Annotated in this window: 9 protein-coding genes; 7 read left to right on the forward strand and 2 right to left on the reverse strand. The window is 63.4% G+C overall.

Features of this window, described 5'->3' with window-relative positions:
• Window positions 1-2: 2 nt before the first annotated feature.
• Window positions 3-1,673: a fatty acid CoA ligase family protein gene (locus tag GE027_RS04870; protein ID WP_153556047.1), complete on the forward strand. Its 1,671-nt coding sequence runs from the start codon at window positions 3-5 to the stop codon at window positions 1,671-1,673.
• A gap of 188 nt (window positions 1,674-1,861) precedes the next feature.
• Here GE027_RS04870 and GE027_RS04875 read toward each other — a convergent pair whose 3' ends face one another.
• Window positions 1,862-4,105 carry a hypothetical protein gene (locus GE027_RS04875; protein WP_153556048.1) on the reverse strand — a complete coding sequence of 748 codons (2,244 nt, stop codon included), beginning with the start codon at window positions 4,103-4,105 and terminating at the stop codon, window positions 1,862-1,864.
• 176 nt (window positions 4,106-4,281) lie between these two features.
• On the opposite strand from GE027_RS04875, the gene GE027_RS04880 reads away from it, so the two are divergent.
• Window positions 4,282-4,755 (forward strand): CBS domain-containing protein, encoded by a 474-nt coding sequence (locus GE027_RS04880; protein ID WP_153556049.1) that lies wholly within the window; start codon window positions 4,282-4,284, stop codon window positions 4,753-4,755.
• Window positions 4,756-4,876: 121 nt separating this feature from the next.
• Here GE027_RS04880 and GE027_RS04885 read toward each other — a convergent pair whose 3' ends face one another.
• Window positions 4,877-6,388: a coiled-coil domain-containing protein gene (locus GE027_RS04885; protein ID WP_153556050.1), complete on the reverse strand. Its 1,512-nt coding sequence runs from the start codon at window positions 6,386-6,388 to the stop codon at window positions 4,877-4,879.
• Between the two features lie 316 nt (window positions 6,389-6,704).
• Between GE027_RS04885 and GE027_RS04890 the strand changes: the two genes are divergently transcribed.
• The 5 genes from GE027_RS04890 (at window position 6,705) to GE027_RS04910 (ending at window position 16,953) form a co-directional block, all read left to right on the forward strand.
• A complete protein-coding gene (locus GE027_RS04890) occupies window positions 6,705-9,530 on the forward strand; it encodes a coiled-coil domain-containing protein (RefSeq protein WP_153556051.1) in 2,826 nt (941 codons plus the stop codon).
• Window positions 9,531-9,641: 111 nt separating this feature from the next.
• Window positions 9,642-10,703, forward strand: a complete 1,062-nt coding sequence (locus GE027_RS04895) for a DUF1559 domain-containing protein (RefSeq protein ID WP_153556104.1) — start codon at window positions 9,642-9,644, stop codon at window positions 10,701-10,703.
• Between the two features lie 123 nt (window positions 10,704-10,826).
• Window positions 10,827-11,300, forward strand: coding sequence for a carboxypeptidase regulatory-like domain-containing protein (locus tag GE027_RS04900; RefSeq protein WP_162006576.1), 474 nt, complete (start codon window positions 10,827-10,829; stop codon window positions 11,298-11,300).
• 43 nt (window positions 11,301-11,343) lie between these two features.
• Window positions 11,344-13,173 carry a sulfurtransferase gene (locus tag GE027_RS04905; RefSeq protein WP_153556053.1) on the forward strand — a complete coding sequence of 610 codons (1,830 nt, stop codon included), beginning with the start codon at window positions 11,344-11,346 and terminating at the stop codon, window positions 13,171-13,173.
• Window positions 13,174-13,410: 237 nt separating this feature from the next.
• Window positions 13,411-16,953, forward strand: a complete 3,543-nt coding sequence (locus GE027_RS04910; protein WP_153556054.1) for a hypothetical protein — start codon at window positions 13,411-13,413, stop codon at window positions 16,951-16,953.
• Window positions 16,954-16,955: the final 2 nt, after the last annotated feature.

The following is a 16,955-nucleotide window of genomic DNA, read 5'->3' on the forward strand; positions in this document are numbered from 1 at the left end:
GCATGAACAAGACCGAGGATCGCAATGTTGCCCGTCGCCTGAGCAAGGTGGCCGCCCTGGTACCCGGCGGGATCGCCATCGCCACGCCCTTGGGCCGACCGCCCCGCAGCGGACCGCGGTCCTACGATGCGGTGACTTTCGAACAACTGGACCAGCGGACCGATGCCATCGCCCGCGGGTTGCTGGATTGGGGAGTCCAGCCCGGCATGCGGCTGGCCATGCTGGTCCCCTTTGGTCCCGATTTTCTGGCCCTGACGTTTGGCTTGCTGAAGGCCGGGGCGGTCGTGGTGTTGATCGATCCCGGGATGGGCCGTCGCAACATGGTCCGTTGTCTGCAGGATGCTCGCCCCGATGGGTTTGTCGCCATCCCGCAAGCCCAAGCCGTCCGCAGCGTGCTTCGCAAACGCTTCTCGCAAGCTCGCTGGAACGTCTCTGTCGGTGGCAAATGGTTCCTGCCCGGCGGCGGTCGGCCGCTGGAGTCGGTGGAGGTGACCGGCCGAGAATCCCAGACGGAGCTTCCCACGCGAGAGGACAGCGACGCGGCGGCGGTGATCTTTACCACCGGCAGCACCGGCCCGCCCAAAGGCGTGCACTACACCCACGGCATCTTTAATCACCAGATCGACCTGATCCGCCAGCGATACGGGATCCAGCCCGGCAGCCGCGACCTGGCCTGCTTTCCGCTGTTCGGCTTGTTCGACGCGATGATGGGCGTGACCACGATCATTCCCGACATGGATCCCACGCGTCCGGCCGACGTGAATCCGCGCCGCGTGATCGAAGCGGTCGAGCAGTGGGAGATCGATCAAGCGTTTGGTTCGCCCGCCCTCTGGAACACGGTGGCCGGATACTGTGTCAAGCAAAACCAACGACTGCCTACGCTGCGCCGGGTGCTGTCGGCCGGCGCTCCGGTGCCGCCACAGACCCTGGCCATGCTGCGCAGCGTGATCCATCCCGATGGCGAAATCTTTACGCCCTACGGCGCGACCGAATCGCTGCCGGTCGCTTCGATCGAATCGCGCGACGTGTTGACCGATACCGCGCATCGCAGCCGCCAAGGTGCGGGAACCTGCGTCGGCACGCGGTTCGAATCGATGCAGTGGCGCGTGATCGAAATCAACGACGGCCCGCTGGCCAGTATCGACGAGACACGCGAAATGCCGGCCGGCGAGATCGGCGAATTGATGGTCAGCGGTCCGGTCGTCACCGAGCAGTACGTGACGCGGTCCGACCAGAACGCCCTGCACAAAGTTCGCGATGGCGACCGGGTGTGGCATCGGATGGGCGATGTGGGATACCTGGACGCCGAGGATCGCTTCTGGTTTTGCGGCCGCAAAGCGCACCGCGTCCGGACCGCCGGCGGCACGCTGTACACGGTGCCCTGTGAGTCGATCATCAACACGCATCAGGACGTGTATCGATCGGCGCTGATCGGTTTGGGAGCTGCGCCCGAGCAGCATCCGGTGATCGTGGTCGAACCCTATGGGTCGAGGCGTCCGCGGAGCCCGCGAGCCAAGCAGCGTTTGATCGACGAGCTGAAGCAGTTGGCCGCCTCGCACGAGTTGACCGCGGCGATCAGCGACATTCGCATCCACCCGCGGGGGTTGCCGGTAGACATCCGCCACAACAGCAAAATCTTCCGCGAGCAATTGGCCGACGTTTATCGCGGGTGAATTGGTTGTTGGTTGTTGGCGCCGCGTTTTCAGAGCTCAAATCTCAAGCGGAATCTATGAACGGCCTGCGGCAGGCGAACGCGATAGCCACTTAGGCCCAACGGGCCGGCCTTAGGCCAGCCCAGGCCGTTGGCCTGGGCTGACCTAAGGTTGCCCCGTTGGGGCGAGGAGTCCAAAGTCTGGCGACTTCAGCTACCGAGGCGGCTGGCCAGTTGCGGGCTGATCACTTTGGGCAGCTGGCGGATGATGAAGCGGGGGCCGCGAACGATCAACTGCGAGCTGACCGGATCCACGGCCGCGGTGATCTCCTCGACGGCGATGCCCACCGAGGCGGCCAAGCGAGTCAGCACGGCATCGGCCTGCGAAGCCTCGACCGGGACGATGGCGACAAGCTCGGAACGGTCGTAGGAGGCGGCCGAGCCGATCCACCACCGCGAGTCGCCGGCTTGATAAGCCTTTAAGCCGTGCGGCTGCAGCATGTCCTCGAGGACTTCGCCCGCGGTGACCCCTCTCAGCCAGGGCATCGAATCGGTCGCTGGCGAAAACCCGCCCGCCAAAGCATCGGTCCAGTTGATCAAGGGGAAGGCGTCGTTGGCACGGGCCAGACGGACGATCAGGTCCAGGGTCGGCTGCGGTTGATCGACCGGCTGCAGCGACGCGCCTTGGCGGACCAGCGGCCATTCGCCGTCGGAGCCGCGGACCAAGTAGCGGGCGGTGGACTGCCGCGGCAACCGCGGGGGCAGATCGCGAGCCAAACGCATGGCGTCGAGCGTCAAGGCGACCAGCCACTGCTCGGACGCCGTCGCCTCGGGCCAGGTGAGCCGGCCCTCGGCGTCGAGCTGGACCTCGGCGATCCCCGCCACACGGGACACGATCTTCTTGAATGTCTCGGGGCCGTCCGCGGCCGGGCCTGCCAGGTCGTCGACTCGCAACGCAGCGGCGATCGCGGCGCTGATCCGCTCCGGGGCCACATCCACCAGAACCGCGTCCTCGGTCACGGTCAGGCGGCATCCGGCTTGCCCGCACAAGTGCTCGAGCACTTCGCCGGCTGTCGACCAACCGGGCGGCGGAGTGACCGAGACCCGAGGATCGATGCGAGCGGCGTCCAGCGCGACCATGTCGACGCCCACCGGTACGCCGCTCAGCTGCGCCAACAGGTGCAGCCAGCGAATCAGTGGGGCAGGGCGTTTGTCGAAGGCCATCCGCCGTCCGAGCCCCAGGGAGACATCGATGTCGCCGATCGCTTCTTCGTCTGCCTGAGCCGCCGCGGGCAAGTCCAATTCAACTTGATCGATCGTCGGCGGAGCGGCTCGATCGTCTTGTTCGGCCGGCCCGTCCAGGTCTAGGACCTGAACCCAGCGACGCATCGCGGCCGGCATCTCGGTCGAGGCGCCAGCAGTTGCCGGGTTGGTCGCGGTCGCGTTCTCGGGCGGTTCGCCAGCAGCGTCCTCGGCCGGCACGTCCAGGATCGGATCCGCCAGCAGCGAATCCGCAATCTCTTCGGCGGTCGGTTGGTGGTTCGTTGCCGGTGGTGGGTTGTCGGTGCTGGGGCCGGCGGGGGGCATCGGTTCCGGTTCGGTCGCCGGTTCTGAAACACCTGGCCCGGCCGAATCGGTTTGCTCGGCGGAGTCGGTTTGTTCGGCGGGGTCGGTTTGCTCGGCGGGGTCGGTTTGCTCGGCGGGGTCGATTTGTTCGGCCGGATCGGTTTGTTCGGCGGAGTCGGTGGGAGTCGTGCTCGGATCGGGCGTGGGATCCGTTGCATCGGCCGCAGTGGTGGCGGTCGCTGGGGTCTGTTCTGCCAGCTGCGGCCGCGGCTCGGATTCGCTTTGCCACCACCGCACGAAGAGGATGAAAGCCAGCAAGCTGGCGGCCAGGGCGACCGTGGACAGGGCGGTGATCAGCCCGATCTGTCGGCGGCGATGGCTGCGATCGCTCTGCGCAAACGCGGCGGCCGACCAGCGGCTGGCCTGTTCGCTTTGCGCGTCGTGCGGGTCGGCTGCCGGCGGCACGCCCGCGGCTTGAAAGACGCCCGAATCGCCTGTTTCGCCCGTTTCGGCCGCGGCGGCGCTCGCGGGCGCGGTTGCGGCCGGATCCAGATCATCCTGGGTGATCGAATCGCGCGTGATGGCTTGGCTGTCGACCGTTCCGTCGGGGCCCACACGAATCCGCGATTCCGTTTCGCCGGCGGGCAACGGCTCTCCGCCGGCGGGCGCGTGTGCTCCGCTGGCGGGCGCGTGTGCTCCGCCGGCGGGCGTTTGGGGCTGCGGGTCTGCCGGATCGTCCTGGTCTGGGGAACTCGGCGGAGCCGTGATCTGCACCATCGACCCGCATTTGGGGCAGGCCAGGATCTGTCCGACCAGGCTGCGGTCGCGGACCTTCAGCCGGCTTCCGCAAGTCGTGCACTCGATACTGAAAACACCAGAAGATTCCAAGGCGACCACTCACCGAAAACAATGACTCGAACGCTTTCTCCAGTCTACCAGCGAGCGGGCGGTCGCCCTGGAGAAATAGGGCTTTCCGTGAAAAATGTTGACCCCACCCGATGGGTTCGTCAGGATAAAAGGGTCCGTCCTTGGGGCATTCTCTTCTCGACTTCGGAGCCTGTTGGATGAATCACACGGTCACTGCTCGCGATATGATGGTTTCGAATCTCGTCACGCTTTCGCCCGACATGGATACCTTGGACGCGATCGACGTGTTGCTCAAGCACAATATCTCCGGGGCGCCGGTGGTCGATGAAAACGGCCACTTCCTCGGCACGTTCTCCGAGAAGAGTTGCATGCAGTTCATCGTCAGCGTGACGTACGAGCAATTGCCCTCGTCGAACCTGATGAGTTTTGTGCTGAAAGATCCGCCGACGATCAACGAAGAGACGGACCTGCTGTCGATCGCCCAGAAGTTCCTCGACGGCGAATGCCGCCGCTTGCCGGTCCTGGACGACGCCGGCCGGCTGTGCGGACAGATCAGCCGCCGCGACATCATGCGTGTGGTTCAGCATCAGTTGCGGACCCGAACGCCTGTTAAGACCGGCGGCGGACCGTATTTCAGCGCCTTGAACGCACCCCAGGATCGCCCGATTTAAGTGGCCGCGGATGATCCCTTTCGCGTCCTTGAGCCGTTTGGGCGATAGCCCCGGTTGTTTTGTCTACGGGCAAAAACCGGGACGTTCGCCCAAACGGCTCACAGGCTGGAAGCCTGTGCCACTACGGCGTGGCGGCGGCGGCTCGGCTGTCGGCCGCTTCGCTGGTGCGGGCGTGGATCTGTTGCAGTTGATTGGTCAGGTCCAGGTTCGAGCGATACAGCGAAGTTAATTGTTGTTTGGTCGACGCGATTTCCTGCTCCAGCTTGTCGGTGTAGGTCTTGATCGCCCCGCGTTCGGTCAGGATCTGTTCGCTGTCGGCTTCCAGTTCGGCTTTTTCGATCTGGAATTTTTGATTCATCGCGTCGGTCATCGCCATGGTTTCCTCCAGCAATTCCTTTTGCTTGGTCAGCTCGGCGATCAGGTCCTGAACTTCGTCGATTCGCAGGTCGGTGCGGCGGAGCACGAAGCGGTAGTCGTTCAATTCCCGCACGGTATAGTTGTCCAGGATCGTCGCCACGCCTTCATCTCGCAGTCGCGTGGCCACGTCGGCCGGCACGTAGACTTCATCGCCGCTTTGGAATGTCACTTCCGGACCTTCGACCCGTTTCAAGCGGCTGTCGACGGCATAGCCCATTTCGAAGAATCCGCCCACCTTGGCTTCGCGCTGTTCGGTGCTGTCGACCGTCTCGCTGTAGGCTTGGGTGAACTGGATCTTGGACCACAGTGAAAGTTGTTCGTTGCGTGCGCCGGCTCCGCCGCCATCGTCCTCGTCGGCGACGATCGCCGCACCCTCGGCGGCTCGTTGGCCGTCGCGAAGGTAGGCATCCAGCGTTTCCGGCGAGACGCGATTGCCCAGCAGACGCTGGACCAGCTCGGTATCGACGCGGCCGAACATATTGCCCTGATCGGGCTGGCTGCCTTCGGCGATGAACGGTTCGTGCCCGTCCAGCGGTAGCACTTCGTACAGGCTCCAGCGCGCCGCACGACCGCTTTCGATCAACTGGCGCTGTTTATCGGTGGGTGGATTCAGGTTCTGTACGACCACTTGGTTGTTCGTGCTGCTGACGACTTTGAATTCACCCAGATAGGCCACCGGGACGGACCAATTGCCTTGATCGAACTGCATGTCCTGTTCGGCAAAGCCGTAGACGATCGACGTGGGGGCGATCAATTCGACGTTGGGGTCGGCAGCGTCGCCGGCATTGGGATCCGCGGCGGCGGCCGGCGGGGCCCCCATGGGGTCCAGCCCCGCTGCGGGCTGGGGCATCTGCCTTAGGGTGACTCCCTGGGGCGAGACGTTCTGCATTTGCATGCGTCGCCACACCCGGCCCGATTCCAGGCTCAGGTTCTGCAGCTGCAGCTGCAGGTCATTGACGCCGCCCTCTTCCTCGTTGAGCCGCTGGAATTTGGCTTTCTCCGTTTCCAGTTGGCCTTCGACGGTCTCGAACATGCGGTTCCAAGCCGTGCGCGCTTTCAGTACCCCTGCCAGAGGGGCCAGGAAGACGATGCCCAGGATCAGGATCAGAGCGGCCATGGTGATGTGATACCACCGCCACACCGCCGCGCTCTTCCAGAGCAAGACGAAGAAGCCGATGACGTACAGCACCAGTAGTACAAGCAGGACGATATTCATTGTTTCAGCGTATGCCAACTCCGTGGGAGACGCATGCGGTCCAGAGGGGCGCCAGGGAAAAGACCGGTACGATCTAACCTACGGTAAGTTGGGTTATCTGAAAGGTCAAGTTTTTCATGTTTTCGCGTATGGAAAACGTTTTCTCTGAACCGAATCGGCCAGTTTGTTTCGCGCAACCGGCAGAGCTTGCCTGATCGGTGCGGCGCGAACCGCTCCTTCGTTACCAGCGGTGCGGGGCGTGCAATCCGGTCAAGCCGTGCCAAAGGAACCACCGAACTAAAGCACAAGCCACCACCGGTCTGCAGGTTGTCGCCGGTTGTTCGTATGGATCGTCATCAAGGAAGAGGGCATGCCCACGATCGACTCTCGCGTGTTATCCGGTCCGTCAGTGTCCCCGCCCTGCCGTGACCGCGTCGATACCCTGCGAGCTCTGGCGGCGATGCTGCTGGCCATCATGCTGGGGTGTCTGACGATGGGATGTCATCGGGCGCATTATCGCGTCCAGGCCGATGCCGAAGCGTACGCCTTGCTGGACGAAAAGGCCGCACATCTGTGCGAGCCGGTCGACGGGCCGCTGCGCATCGAACCGGCCCGCGAGAGCCGAATGTTCGATCCCTTCGATCCGGACCGCCAACCGATGCCGGTCGACGATCCGGCTTCGCACCGCTACATGGCCTGTGTCGATGGACGCCGCGGGTACCCGCTGTGGCACGTCAATGGCCAGACCAATGCCGCCGAATCACCCGACTGGTGGCAGTTCCTGCCGCTGGACGAAAACGGCGTCCTGGTGCTGGACAGCGAGATGGCGGTGCGGTTGGCACTGCTCCACTCGCCGGATTACCAGCGGCAACTGGAGCAGTTGTACCTGTCGGCGTTGGACGTCAGCAGCGAGCGTTTTCGTTTTGATACCCAGTTCTTCGGCGGGGCGCAGACGTTCTTCACCGCCGACGGACCCGATCGCAACGTGCTGGGCGGCGAGAGCAGCACGACGCTGCAGGTGGGGCCGTTTTCCAGCGGCCGCCGACCCCTGTCCGCCCAGCGGACCTTTGCCACCGGAGCGGACTTGGTGGTGGGGCTGGCCAACAGCATCGTCTGGGAGTTCAGCGGTCCCAACACGCAAAGCGCCAACACGATCTTGGACTTTGCCCTGGTCCAGCCGCTGCTGCGCGGCGCGGGCCGCGACGTGGTCCTGGAACAGTTGACCTTTTCCGAACGCACCCTGCTGGCCAACGTGCGGGCGATCGAACGTTACCGACGCAACTTCTATCTGTTCGTCACCACCGGTCGCAGCATCGATACCCAGGTGCAGCGCGGCGGGGTCGACATCGGCTCGGGGCTCAGCGGCGGCGGTTTCGGCCAAGCCGGCGGCTTCATCGGTCTGCTGCAGACCCAGCTGCAGATCGAGAACCAGGCCGAAAACGTCTCGCGGCTGAAAGAGAACCTGATCATCCTGCAGGATACGTTGGTCGAGCAGATGACCAAGATTCCCGACAGTGCCGAAGACATCCTGCGGCAACGGCTGCAGGTCGCCCAGGCCCAACAAGCGTTGATCGGCGCCCAGTCCAATCTGCTGTCGCGACGGGCCTCCTACCAGGCCTCGGTCGACGACTTCATGCGGGATCTGGGGCTGCCGCCGTACCTGTGCGTGCGGATCGAAGACCCGATGCTGAAACGATTCGAATTAATTGACCGCGACCTGCGTCTGCGTCGCGAGGAGCTGACGGACCTGCGAAACAGCACCGGCCAGACCAACCTGGAGCTGCTGGGGTTTGCCGAACAGACGGTCGACCCCGACACCAATCTGCCCAGCCGCGTGATCCGCTGGTCGCCCGAACTGGCGGCGACCTTGAAAGAGCTGCGCGGCCGGCTGGGCCCGCTGGCTCGGTTCCGCGACGAACTGGTCAGCGAGGACCTGCCGCGCGTGGCCGCCGACATCCAGCGACTGGAAGCCTCCTTGCCCAAGCGGCGTCAACAGATCCGCCGCCTGCAGGCCCAGTTCCTCGAGCAGCGCGAGCAGATCTGCGCCTTGTTGGATCTGCCGGCCCTGGATGAAGACCTGTTCAACCTGGGACGCGTCGAGGCGCTTTCCGGAGAACTGCAAGCCGAGTACGAACGGCTGGAGGGCCGCTTTGCGGGCTACGAGGAGCGAATCGTCCAGCTGGCCGACCAACTGTCCGCCCTGGCCAGCCCCGAGGCGGCCGAGATCGACGACGCCGAGCTGATCAACCGCCTCCGCGACGACGTCATCCTGGCGTCGCAAGACCTGCTGGCCGAACTGTCCGACGATGTGTTGGCCCTGCAACTGATGCAGGCCCGAGCCCGCACCGAAAGCGTGTTGCTGCCGGAAGTGGACCTGGAACCGGGCGAGGCCCTGGAGATTGCTCGGGTGAATCGCCGCGACTGGGCCAACGCTCGAGCCGCCCTGGTCGACGCTTGGCGGTTGATCGAAGTCACCGCCGACGATCTCGAAAGCAGTCTGGATGTGGTCTTCAGCGGCGATGTTCAGAATGCGACCGACAACCCGCTGGACCTCCGCAGCAGCACCGGCCGGTTGCGGGTCGGGCTGCAGTGGGACGCCCCGCTGACCCGCTTGCTCGAACGCAATACCTACCGCGAGTCGCTGATCCAGTTCAACCAGCAGCGGCGTCGCTACTACCAGTTCGAAGACGGCGTCTGGCAGGCCCTGCGGCGACAGGTCCGCCAGCTGCAGGCCAACCAGTACAACTTCGAACTCTCGCGACAAGCGGTGCGAATCGCCGCCGCCCAGATCACCTTGAACGAGGACATCCGCCAGAACCGCGAGGCGAGGGGGTTGTCCAGCGGCCCCACGGCGGCTCGCGATACGATCTCCGCCCTGAACGACTTGCTGAACGCCCAGAACTCGCTGCTGAACGTGTGGGTCAACTACGAGGTGCTGCGGCGGGATCTGGACCTGGATCTGGGCACGATGCAGCTGAGTCCCGAAGGGTTGTGGATCGATCCGGGCGAGATCAACCTGCGAACCGTCGGCGGCGAAGGCTCGCTGGATCCGGCCGGGATGATCGACGGCGACATGCCTCCTCCGCCGCCACCGGTCGCGGCCGAACCGGTGCCTCAGGTCGAACGGATCGACCTGCCGCCGGCTCAGCAAGAAGCTCTGTAACGCGGTTTATCGTTGTTTTTAAAGCGTTCGCCCATTATACTTTGGAGTGGTTATGCGCTGCTTGCGCCTCACTGGGCGCCGCTTTTATTATCTTTTCGGAGCACTTCTCTCATGCCCAACCCTCGCAGACAGGGGTTTACCCTGGTCGAACTACTCGTTGTGATCGCCATTATCGGTGTCTTGGTGGGGTTGCTGTTACCAGCGGTCCAGGCCGCTCGTGAAGCCGCTCGGCGGATGAGCTGTGGCAATAACATGAAACAGCTGGGCCTGGCCATGCAAAACTATCACGACACCTATAAATCGTTTCCGCCGGCGGCCAGCGGAACCGATACGGGATCAAATCACAACGGCGGCAGGCTGTCGTTCTTCGTGGGAATGCTGCCGTACCTCGAACAGCAGCCCCTGTACGATACGATCATGGCCAACAACGGTCAGACAGGACATCCGGGGAGCCCTACGACTTTCCAGAGCTGGGCCGATACCGATCTGCCGTTCTTGACCTGCCCCTCCGATGCAGGGTTCCAGGATCGCGACCGCGGCAAAACCAGCTACGTTGGCAACAAGGGCGACCGCACCACGGCCCTGACCGACTGGCGGTTCGAGCAGGGGCGGGGAGTCTTCTTGTGGAACCGGCCCCTGGGCATGGAACACATGAAAGACGGTGCGAGCAACACCCTGGCGTTTTCCGAAGTCGTCAACTCGCCCAGTTACGGCGGCGACAACCTGGAGGTTCCCGGCGGGATCCTGCAGGGGATTGACGTGCACGCCAATCGTCCCGCGGCTTGCAAGGCCGCCGTCGATCCGGCCGCCAAAGAATGGTTCCTGCCTAGTGCTGGCAGCGGCACCCACTCGGATCAGCGGCGTGGTAATCGCTGGGCCGACGCGCATCCGACGTACACCGGATTTACCACCGCCCTGGGGCCGAATTCGCCGTCCTGCTCGGCAGCAACACCCGAGTTGTCGGCCAATAGCGCCGTCTTGTCGACCTACTCGTTCCATCCCGGCGGCGTGCAGGCCACCTTGGTCGACGGTTCGGTACGCTTTGTGGCCGAATCGGTCGATACCGGCGACGCGACTGCAGCCGATCCGGGACCGACGCGACGGCCCAGCCCCTTCGGCGTCTGGGGCGCGATGGGAACCCGCACCGCCGGGGAGTCGGTTGTGTTGCCCTAAGGTTTGACGCTAATCTGGGACGCTGACCAAAGAGTCGAGCACTTTGCGTGCTCGACTCTTTTTCTTCCTCGGTTGCCGCTTCTGTCCACACCGCCAGGAACCCTGTCTGGGGTTGATCGCACGATGATGAATTTCTGGAATGCTTTGTTGCCCACCGCTGTGGGTGCCGCGTTGTTGCTATCGGTCGGATGCGGCGGTGGCGACAAGAACCCCGGCGTGGATTTGGAGCCGGTCAAGGGCAAAGTCCTGCTGGATGGTTCCCCGGTGCAGGGAGCGATTGTTGTTTTTCATGGCGAACGGGGCGCGTCGGGAGTGACCGATGCCAACGGCGAATTCATCCTGACGACGTTTGACCCCGGCGATGGAGCCAAGGAGGGCATCTACAAAGTGACCGTGGCCAAGAGCGAATTGGTGGGCGTAGATTCGTCCTACAGCGATATTAATTCGCCCAACTACGGCAAAACGCCGCCGCCCGAAGCAATGGGTACGCGGAAGTACATCGTTGCCCAAAAGTATTCCCAGCCCGAGACGTCGAACCTAACCGCAGACGTGCAAAGCGGTAGCAACGAATTCACCTTCGAAGTGACCAGCAAGTAAGCCGCGGTCGGGAAACACAAAAACGGTCCTGCCGCTAGCGCCGATGACTACACCGATTCTGAATATCGCTGCGTACAAGTTCGTCACGCTCGACGGCTTGCCCGAACGCCGCGAGCAGTTCCGCCGGGCCTGTGCCGAGCACGATCTCCGCGGCACCGTGATGCTCAGCCCCGAAGGATTGAATTGTTTTCTGGCCGGGGCCACCGAAGCGGTGCGGGCCTGGGTGCGGTGGCTCCGCACACTGGAAGAATTCGCCGACATCGAAGTCAAAGAAAGCTTCAGCGAGCGACAGCCGTTCAATCGGATGTTGGTCAAGCTGAAGAAGGAGATCATTGCTTTTGGGGTCGAGGGAATCGATCCGCAGCAGCGGACCTCGCCCAAGTTGCCCCCTGCCGAACTCAAGCAGTGGCTGGACGAAGGCCGCGATGTTGCCCTGCTGGACGTGCGCAACGACTACGAGGTCAAACTGGGAACATTTGCCGATGCCCAGCCGATCGGCGTGGACCATTTCCGGCATTTCCCCGAAGCCGTCGAGAAACTGCCGGCGGACTGGAAAGAGAAGCCGGTCGTGATGTTCTGCACCGGCGGGATCCGCTGTGAGAAGGCCGGGCCGTTGATGGAGCACAAAGGTTTTAAGAACGTGTTTCAGTTGGAAGGCGGGATCCTGAAATACTTCGAGCACTGTGGCGAGGCGCACTACGAAGGCGATTGTTTCGTGTTCGATGGACGTGTGGCGGTCGATCCTCAGTTGCAACCCACTCAGGCCGCGCAGTGCTTTGCCTGCCAAGCCGTGTTGACGGCCGAGGAGCAGCAGGACGCACGCTACGTCGTGGGCCAGTCCTGTCCGTACTGTTACCTGACGCCCGAGGAACGGACGCAGCGGCGGCTGGAAAAACGACAATCTCAGATCCGCGCCGCCGTCGATCCGTTGCCCGGCAGCGTGCCCTATACCAACCGCCGGCCCATCAACATTCCGGCTCGCTACGAGGGCCGGACGTTGCTGGAATGTTTGACCGAGATGCATCCGCACGTTCCCACCGCACAGTGGCAGGCGAGCTTGGATGCCGGTCGGATCGTCCAGGGCGCACGTCCCGTACGACCCTGGCGCGTGGTCCGTGGCGGCGAGCAATTTACGCATGTGATTCCCGACACGGTCGAGCCCGACGTTAACGCCGCGATCGAGATCCTGTACGAGGACGAAGCGATCGTCGCGGTCGCGAAACCGGCCCCGCTGCCGATGCATCCCTGCGGTCGCTTTAATCACAATACGCTGGTTTCGATCCTGAACCGCGTGTACGCCCCGCAGGTATTGCGTCCGGCTCATCGTCTGGACGCCAACACGACAGGCGTCGTCGTGTTCTCGCGGACGCAGGCCATCGCCCGCCGCTTGCAACCGTGCTTTCAGACGTCCGAGGTCGACAAACGTTATTTGGTGCGTTGTCAGGGACATCCCCCCGAGGACCGGTTCGTATGCGACGCGCCGATCGGCCGCGAAGCGACCCGTGCCGGAGGCCGGACGGTGGACGAGGATGGACTGCCGGCCCGTACCGAGTTTCGCGTGCTGGAGCGATACGCCGACACCACAGCCCTGTTGGAAGCCCGGCCGATCACCGGCCGTACCAATCAAATTCGTGTCCACCTCTGGCATCTGGGTTGGCCGGTCGAGGGCGACCCGGTGTATCTGCCCGACGGCCGGCTGGGCGAATCTCAAACCCTTCCGGCCGCCGGCCAGCCGATGGCCCTGCATGCCTGGCAGCTCCGCTTCCCCTCGCCCAGTACCGACGAGCCTCTGACCCTGGTTGCCGAGCCGCCGGCGTCGCCTTTCGCGCCGAGTGTTGCCTTTCGCTCCGCGAAAGCAGCCCGCGAGACCTAGGAAACTTTCGGCGGAGCATAAGGAGACACTCGCCAAGGGCGTCGCGTGTGCCGTATTCGCGGGTGTAACGCGGCGAGGAATCGCGTTGGGCCAGCTTCGCTCACCAGTCGGCCGGCCGGTTATGGCTCTGCCGGCGCCCTGCCTATCAACTCTGCACATCGACCAACTCCCCGGTCCTTGCTAAGTTAGGCGAATCATCGACTCCATTTCGTAGCCGATCAGCAGAAAGTAGTGCACATGTTATCGCAATACGACGACGAAGAACTGCAACGCGCCCTGGGTTGGAAGCGGTTGGCCTGGACCGACCCGACCGAACGCGAGCACCTGCTCAGTTACATCGCGTTGCAATTGGCTTCGGCCGGTCTGCTGCCGGCGGATTTGGGCGAATCGGATCGCGGTCTGGCGGCCTTTTCTCGCGGTATGTTGGAGAATCTGCGAGAGAAGAACCGTTTGTTGGCCGAGCACCGGGCGCCGGTGGACCAGCGGATCGAGTCGTTTCTGGCGAATTATTTTGGCCCCCTGGCGGCCGACGCGCCGCTGTCGCTGCCCTCGCGCACGCTGGTGCTGGACCGGCACGGGATGGCTCGCGAGATGAGCCTGCCGGCTCAGGGCGAGCGGTTTGAAAACGAACTGGTCGAGTCGACGCGATGCCTTAACGGTGTGGTCAACAATCCGGTGCACGACCGCCGGACCACGGCCGGTACGTTCCACGTGGTCGAGGGTGGGCTGCCAATTCCCGGCGACAAACGCGAGGTGCCCAAGCAGGCGTTCGTGGCCCTGTTCCGCGCTGCGGTGCAGCCACCACGCGACCTGACGCTGTTGCCCTACACCTGCCAGTCCGATCAGCCGGCCCACACCTGGGTGTCGCTGCTGCTGCGGCCGTTGGTCTGTCCGGAGGTGCCGGGTTACTGCCGCAAGAAGACCATGGAGACGCGGTTTTTTGCGCCGGCCAGTTTGATCAGCAACCTGGACTTTGTCGAATCGATCTTCGGCAACGCCGGCGATCCGTTGGTCCCGGACAACGATGCGGGATTGGACGCGCGGCACTGGAGCGGGCACAGCGGATGCGTGATTCTGGCTCCCCACCTGACGCAGTTGACGAAGAAAGAGCTGGGGCTGCCGCACGTCAGCGAAGCCAGCGAGCGTCAGCGACGGGACGCGATGTGCTGGGAAGACCCCGCCGAACGCTACAACGACGGCTCGGCGTTCAAGCTAACCTGTCGCGACGAATCGGGCGTCGTGGTCACCCTGATCGCCGACAACTACTACGGCTACTGCAAGAAAGAAGTCAAGACGCAGATCAGCTACGCCGCCAACTTGATGGGCGGGGTGGAAGAGGAACACGCCGGCGGCGCGCTGGCCTTTGCCTCGTACTCCCTGGGCGACGAGTTTCGCGTCAACAGTCGTCGTTACAACAAGGGGACGTTCGCCGAAGTGGCCAAGGAGTATGCTTCGTTCATCGACGTCCAGCCCGAAGGCTATGGCATCGATCGCCGCTTTCCCACGCTGATCTACATCCCCGAGGACGCGATCGTTTCGCAGACCGAGCGTTGTGTAAAGTGGCAGCAAGGCGACCGGCAGCGCAGCATTCCGCTGTCGCCGGAAAACGTCTACATGGCGCCCAGCGGCTACAAGATCCGCTTGGAAAAGCACCCCGAGGCGCCGTCTTGGCGGCTGGTGGGCACCGTGGGCGAAGGCATCATGTGCCACAAACCCTGTACCGTCAGCGGTGGTGGCAAGAGCGAGATCAGCAAGAGCCTGCGAGACTACATGCTGTACGGGCCGATCTTTGTCGCCGACCAGGAGAAGGACTTTGAACAGCTGGACGAGCTGTTTCAGAAGGACTACCAGGACCGCTGGCGCGAAGACTATGCCGACAAACCCAGCTATGCCGATCGCCCCAGCCGCGCGCTGTTGGATCCCAGGCGGAGCCTCGGTAGCGTGATCCAGTTGTTGACGCCCACCGGTGAGTACAGCGACGCGTACAACGCTTGGTTGGAATCGATCCCGGATCACATCTACAGCATGGCCTTGATCATCAAGCGGTTTACCAAACCGGGGATGGAAGACAACTGGCGCGAGCACTTCGGCGTGGACATCGTCAACGGTACCAAGGGGCACCAGTTGAAGATGGGCCGACGAGCCCTGGTCGGGACGTACTTGCGGGTCGGGCTGCAGGACGCCAGCTGGCGCACGTTTAAACTTCGCCAGGACTTCATCGCCGCGGCCAAGGTCCAGCGCGAAGACGACATCACGGCCAGCACGGTCGTTCCGGCCCAGCGGGTGGGGCCGATGGGCGAGGCGGTGTTGGAGACGTTTAGTTACAAGTTCGTCGAGAACTGCGAGTTTCGACTCTTCCAGCGTCCCGACGACGCGGTTCACCGGGGGCTGGACAAACAGACCGAGTACGACCTGTCGCGGCGCGGCGGTTACATCTGTAACTTCCAGCCCTTGACCGCTCCCGAGGCCAAGGCCTTGGTCGACGATGTGATCGATTTCGACCAGTACACGTCACCCATGCAGGACCTGTTGCGCCGGGCGGCCGATCGTGACAGCGGGTACGTGGTCAGCAGTTCGCATCCGCGGGTGATGCCCGATGGTCGGGTGAGCAAGAATCCGCGTTACCTGCAGGATCGGCCCGACCTGGTGCAGGATCGAGAGACCTATATCGCCGAACGCGGCATGCGGCTGTTTCGCAAAACGCCCGTCGATCAAGCGGTGTATGCGCCGGTCGGAGCGGTCCTGGCCGGACGTCGCAACAACCCGCCGGATCCGGTCGCCGGTTTCCGCTCTCTGGCCGTGTACAGCCCGCTGCACTACCAGGAATTGCCCGAGTTGTGCATGGACTGGATCTGTTCGTTGACCGGCAAAAGCCCCAGTACGACCGGGGCTGGCAGCGAGGGAGCCCTGACCAAAGGACCGTTCAATGCCCTGCTGCCGACAACCGACTTGAACGCGGCTTTTGTCAGCATGATCCTGACCGGCCTGGGCGGCTTTAGCACCGCCGCCGGCCACGTCGGACCGGATTTCGAAGTCGGGCACGACATCAGTCTGTTGATCCCCGAACTGTGGTGCCGGATGGGACCCGAGGAACGCGATCCCCAGCGGATGATCGCCGACGGGATGCTCGAGCGGATCGAGGATTTTGAACACCACGGTGAATCGATCCCGGCCAGCCGCTTGGGGTATCGGATTACGCGGCGGTTCGTTCGTCAGTACGCCGCCCGCGTGTTCGACAATCCCAGCAAGGTCTTCAGCGACGACATTCTGCGGCCCGAGCTGCAGGATGCGGATTCCTATGCCGATGGCATCCTGCACATCGCCGAAGCCCAGCAGCGAGTTGCCCAGCGATACTTTGACGACGGCAGTCTGCCCCTGGCCTGTCCGCCACTGCAGGCGATCCTGCACATCATGGCCCACGGACACTGGCATGGGCACGATGTTCGCAGTGACGTCCTGCGGCGGATGTTTACCCGCGAATACCTGCTGGAAAGCGATTGGTACAAAGCTCGACTGCGCGCCAAGCAGCGGCAGGATATTCGTCGTTGGCAGCGATTCGTCGACAACCTGCAGACCTATGCCGAGCACGCCAACCACGCCGATTCGATCGCGGAAATGAATATCGAGGGACGTTTGCAGTACGCTCGTGAACAACTGGAGCGTGTCTCGTCCGATTCATTCCTCGAAGAGTTGGTAGGAACGATCGGTGCCGACCCGATGGAACCGATCGACGTTGCCGCCGAACTGGCCCAGTCTCAGCACGCCGAAGCCAAACAGTAATG

Origin of the sequence: Roseimaritima sediminicola, from assembly GCF_009618275.1 — a bacterium.
In the GTDB taxonomy this organism is placed as follows: Bacteria; Planctomycetota; Planctomycetia; order Pirellulales; family Pirellulaceae; genus Roseimaritima; species Roseimaritima sediminicola.

Bases quoted from the DNA above. Each gene is read 5' to 3' on its own strand.
- GE027_RS04870 (WP_153556047.1), top strand. From the start codon at position 3: ATGAACAAGACCGAGGATCGCAATGTTGCCCGTCGCCTGAGCAAGGTG.
- GE027_RS04880 (WP_153556049.1), top strand. From the start codon at position 4,282: ATGAATCACACGGTCACTGCTCGCGATATGATGGTTTCGAATCTCGTC.
- GE027_RS04885 (WP_153556050.1), bottom strand. From the start codon at position 6,388: ATGAATATCGTCCTGCTTGTACTACTGGTGCTGTACGTCATCGGCTTC.
- GE027_RS04895 (WP_153556104.1), top strand. From the start codon at position 9,642: ATGCCCAACCCTCGCAGACAGGGGTTTACCCTGGTCGAACTACTCGTT.
- GE027_RS04900 (WP_162006576.1), top strand. From the start codon at position 10,827: ATGATGAATTTCTGGAATGCTTTGTTGCCCACCGCTGTGGGTGCCGCG.
- GE027_RS04905 (WP_153556053.1), top strand. From the start codon at position 11,344: ATGACTACACCGATTCTGAATATCGCTGCGTACAAGTTCGTCACGCTC.
- GE027_RS04910 (WP_153556054.1), top strand. From the start codon at position 13,411: ATGTTATCGCAATACGACGACGAAGAACTGCAACGCGCCCTGGGTTGG.